Origin of the sequence: Kocuria sediminis, from assembly GCF_009735315.1 — a bacterium.
Lineage (GTDB): Bacteria > Actinomycetota > Actinomycetes > Actinomycetales > Micrococcaceae > Kocuria > Kocuria turfanensis.
Window position 1 is genome coordinate 2,501 of sequence record NZ_WOGU01000031.1, and the last position, 4,415, is coordinate 6,915.

Sequence of the window (4,415 nt, forward strand, 5' to 3'; positions counted from 1 at the left end):
ATGCCCCCTGGAATACCAAGGGGCGCAATGTGCGTTCAAAGATTCGATGATTCACGGAATTCTGCAATTCACATTACGTATCGCATTTCGCTGCGTTCTTCATCGATGCGAGAACCAAGAGATCCGTTGTTGAAAGTTTTTAATATTTTAAAATTTCCAGTTACGAAAATTCTTGTTTTTGACAAAAATTTAATGAATAGATAAAATTGTTTGTGTTTGTTACCTCTGGGCCCCGATTGCTCGAATGCCCAAAGAAAAAGTTGCAAAGATATGAAAACTCCACAGTGTGTTGTATTGAAACGGTTTTAATTGTCCTATAACAAAAGCACAGAAATCTCTCACCGTTTGGAATAGCAAGAAAGAAACTTACAAGCCTAGCAAGACCGCGCACTTAAGCGCAGGCCCGGCTGGACTCTCCATCTCTTGTCTTCTTGCCCAGTAAAAGCTCTCATGCTCTTGCCAAAACAAAAAAATCCATTTTCAAAATTATTAAATTTCTTTAATGATCCTTCCGCAGGTTCACCTACGGAAACCTTGTTACGACTTTTAGTTCCTCTAAATGACCAAGTTTGTCCAAATTCTCCGCTCTGAGATGGAGTTGCCCCCTTCTCTAAGCAGATCCTGAGGCCTCACTAAGCCATTCAATCGGTACTAGCGACGGGCGGTGTGTACAAAGGGCAGGGACGTAATCAACGCAAGCTGATGACTTGCGCTTACTAGGAATTCCTCGTTGAAGAGCAATAATTACAATGCTCTATCCCCAGCACGACGGAGTTTCACAAGATTACCAAGACCTCTCGGCCAAGGTTAGACTCGCTGGCTCCGTCAGTGTAGCGCGCGTGCGGCCCAGAACGTCTAAGGGCATCACAGACCTGTTATTGCCTCAAACTTCCATCGGCTTGAAACCGATAGTCCCTCTAAGAAGTGGATAACCAGCAAATGCTAGCACCACTATTTAGTAGGTTAAGGTCTCGTTCGTTATCGCAATTAAGCAGACAAATCACTCCACCAACTAAGAACGGCCATGCACCACCACCCACAAAATCAAGAAAGAGCTCTCAATCTGTCAATCCTTATTGTGTCTGGACCTGGTGAGTTTCCCCGTGTTGAGTCAAATTAAGCCGCAGGCTCCACTCCTGGTGGTGCCCTTCCGTCAATTCCTTTAAGTTTCAGCCTTGCGACCATACTCCCCCCAGAACCCAAAGACTTTGATTTCTCGTAAGGTGCCGAGTGGGTCATTAAAAAAACACCACCCGATCCCTAGTCGGCATAGTTTATGGTTAAGACTACGACGGTATCTGATCATCTTCGATCCCCTAACTTTCGTTCTTGATTAATGAAAACGTCCTTGGCAAATGCTTTCGCAGTAGTTAGTCTTCAATAAATCCAAGAATTTCACCTCTGACAATTGAATACTGATGCCCCCGACCGTCCCTATTAATCATTACGATGGTCCTAGAAACCAACAAAATAGAACCAAACGTCCTATTCTATTATTCCATGCTAATATATTCGAGCAATACGCCTGCTTTGAACACTCTAATTTTTTCAAAGTAAAAGTCCTGGTTCGCCAAGAGCCACAAGGACTCAAGGTTAGCCAGAAGGAAAGGCCCCGTTGGAAATCCAGTACACGAAAAAATCGGACCGGCCAACCGGGCCCAAAGTTCAACTACGAGCTTTTTAACTGCAACAACTTTAATATACGCTATTGGAGCTGGAATTACCGCGGCTGCTGGCACCAGACTTGCCCTCCAATTGTTCCTCGTTAAGGTATTTACATTGTACTCATTCCAATTACAAGACCCGAATGGGCCCTGTATCGTTATTTATTGTCACTACCTCCCTGAATTAGGATTGGGTAATTTGCGCGCCTGCTGCCTTCCTTGGATGTGGTAGCCGTTTCTCAGGCTCCCTCTCCGGAATCGAACCCTTATTCCCCGTTACCCGTTGAAACCATGGTAGGCCACTATCCTACCATCGAAAGTTGATAGGGCAGAAATTTGAATGAACCATCGCCAGCACAAGGCCATGCGATTCGAAAAGTTATTATGAATCATCAAAGAGTCCGAAGACATTGATTTTTTATCTAATAAATACATCTCTTCCAAAGGGTCGAGATTTTAAGCATGTATTAGCTCTAGAATTACCACAGTTATACCATGTAGTAAAGGAACTATCAAATAAACGATAACTGATTTAATGAGCCATTCGCAGTTTCACTGTATAAATTGCTTATACTTAGACATGCATGGCTTAATCTTTGAGACAAGCATATGACTACTGGCAGGATCAACCAGATAACTATCTTAAAAGAAGAAGCAACAAGCAGTAAAAAAGAAAGAAACCGAAATCTCTTTTTTTTTTTCCCACCTATTCCCTCTTGCTAGAAGATACTTATTGAGTTTGGAAACAGCTGAAATTCCAGAAAAATTGCTTTTTCAGGTCTCTCTGCTGCCGGAAATGCTCTCTGTTCAAAAAGCTTTTACACTCTTGACCAGCGCACTCCGTCACCATACCATAGCACTCTTTGAGTTTCCTCTAATCAGGTTCCACCAAACAGATACCCCGGTGTTTCACGGAATGGTACGTTTGATATCGCTGATTTGAGAGGAGGTTACACTTGAAGAATCACAGTCTTGCGACCGGCTATTCAACAAGGCATTCCCCCAAGTTTGAATTCTTTGAAATAGATTGCTATTAGCTAGTAATCCACCAAATCCTTCGCTGCTCACCAATGGAATCGCAAGATGCCCACGATGAGACTGTTCAGGTTAAACGCAAAAGAAACACACTCTGGGAATTTCTTCCCAAATTGTATCTCTCAATACGCATCAACCCATGTCAATTAAACACGCTGTATAGAGACTAGGCAGATCTGACGATCACCTAGCGACTCTCTCCACCGTTTGACGAGGCCATTTACAAAAACATAACGAACGACAAGCCTACTCGAATTCGTTTCCAAACTCTTTTCGAACTTGTCTTCAACTGCTTTCGCATGAAGTACCTCCCAACTACTTTTCCTCACACTTGTACTCCATGACTAAACCCCCCCTCCCATTACAAACTAAAATCTTACTTTTATTTTCTTTTGCCCTCTCTGTCGCTCTGCCTTAACTACGTATTTCTCGCCGAGAAAAACTTCAATTTAAGCTATTCTCCAAAAATCTTAGCGTATATTTTTTTTCCAAAGTGACAGGTGCCCCGGGTAACCCAGTTCCTCACTATTTTTTACTGCGGAAGCGGAAGCGGAAAATACGGAAACGCGCGGGAACATACAAAACATACAAAATATACCTTTCTCACACAAGAAATATATGCTACTTGCAAAATATCATACCAAAAAACTTTTCACAACCGAAACCAAAACCAACGGATATCATACATTACACTACCACCATTCAAACTTTACTACTATCCTCCCTTCAGTTTCCCTTTTTCTGCCTTTTTCGGTGACGGAAATACGCTTCAGAGACCCTAAAGGGAAATCCATGCCATAACAGGAAAGTAACATCCCAATGCGGACTATACCACCCCACCACACTCCTACCAATAACGGTAACTATTCTATGTTTTCTTACTCCTATGTCTATTCATCTTTCATCTGACTACCTAATACTATGCAAAAATGTAAAATCATCACACAAAACATAAACAATCAAAATCAGCCATTTCCGCACCTTTTCCTCTGTCCACTTTCAACCGTCCCTCCAAATGTAAAATGGCCTATCGGAATACATTTTCTACATCCTAACTACTATAAAACAACCTTTAGACTTACGTTTGCTACTCTCATGGTCTCAATACTGCCGCCGACATTCTGTCCCACATACTAAATCTCTTCCCGTCATTATCGCCCGCATCCGGTGCCGTAAATGCAAAACAAATACCATCTATGTCTTCCACACCATCATTTTACTATGCCTGCCACCATCCATTTGTCTTTTGCACCATATCTTCATAACCTGTCACCTTGAAACTACCTCTGCATGCCACCTACCGACCAACTTTCATGTTCTGTTTCGACCTACCTCTTGTAAATGACAAATCACCTTTTTCATCGTATGCACCTTATTCTCCACATCACAATGCACTATTGCTTTTGCTTTTTCACCTGTCATATCCTATTGCTATTAGATGAAATATAATAAAAATTGTCCTCCACCCATAACACCTCTCACTCCCACCTACTGAACATGTCTGGACCCTGCCCTCATATCACCTGCGTTTCCGTTAAACTATCGGTTGCGGCCATATCTACCAGAAAGCACCGTTTCCCGTCCGATCAACTGTAGTTAAGCTGGTAAGAGCCTGACCGAGTAGTGTAGTGGGTGACCATACGCGAAACTCAGGTGCTGCAATCTTTATTTCTTTTTTTTTTTTTTTTTTTTTTTTTTTTTTTTTTTTTTTTGTTT

The 4,415-nt window shown here is 42.2% G+C and carries 3 rRNA genes (1 of these 3 cut by a window edge); 1 reads left to right on the forward strand and 2 read right to left on the reverse strand.

What is annotated here, in order from left to right:
* A 23S ribosomal RNA gene (locus GMA12_RS19705) occupies window positions 1-150 on the reverse strand; its annotated part reaches 2,500 nt to the left of the window's first position; the annotation flags it as partial.
* Window positions 151-495: 345 nt separating this feature from the next.
* Window positions 496-2,305, reverse strand: a 16S ribosomal RNA gene (locus GMA12_RS19710).
* Window positions 2,306-4,243: 1,938 nt separating this feature from the next.
* Here GMA12_RS19710 and rrf point away from each other — a divergent pair.
* A 5S ribosomal RNA gene (rrf, locus tag GMA12_RS19715) occupies window positions 4,244-4,364 on the forward strand.
* Window positions 4,365-4,415: the final 51 nt, after the last annotated feature.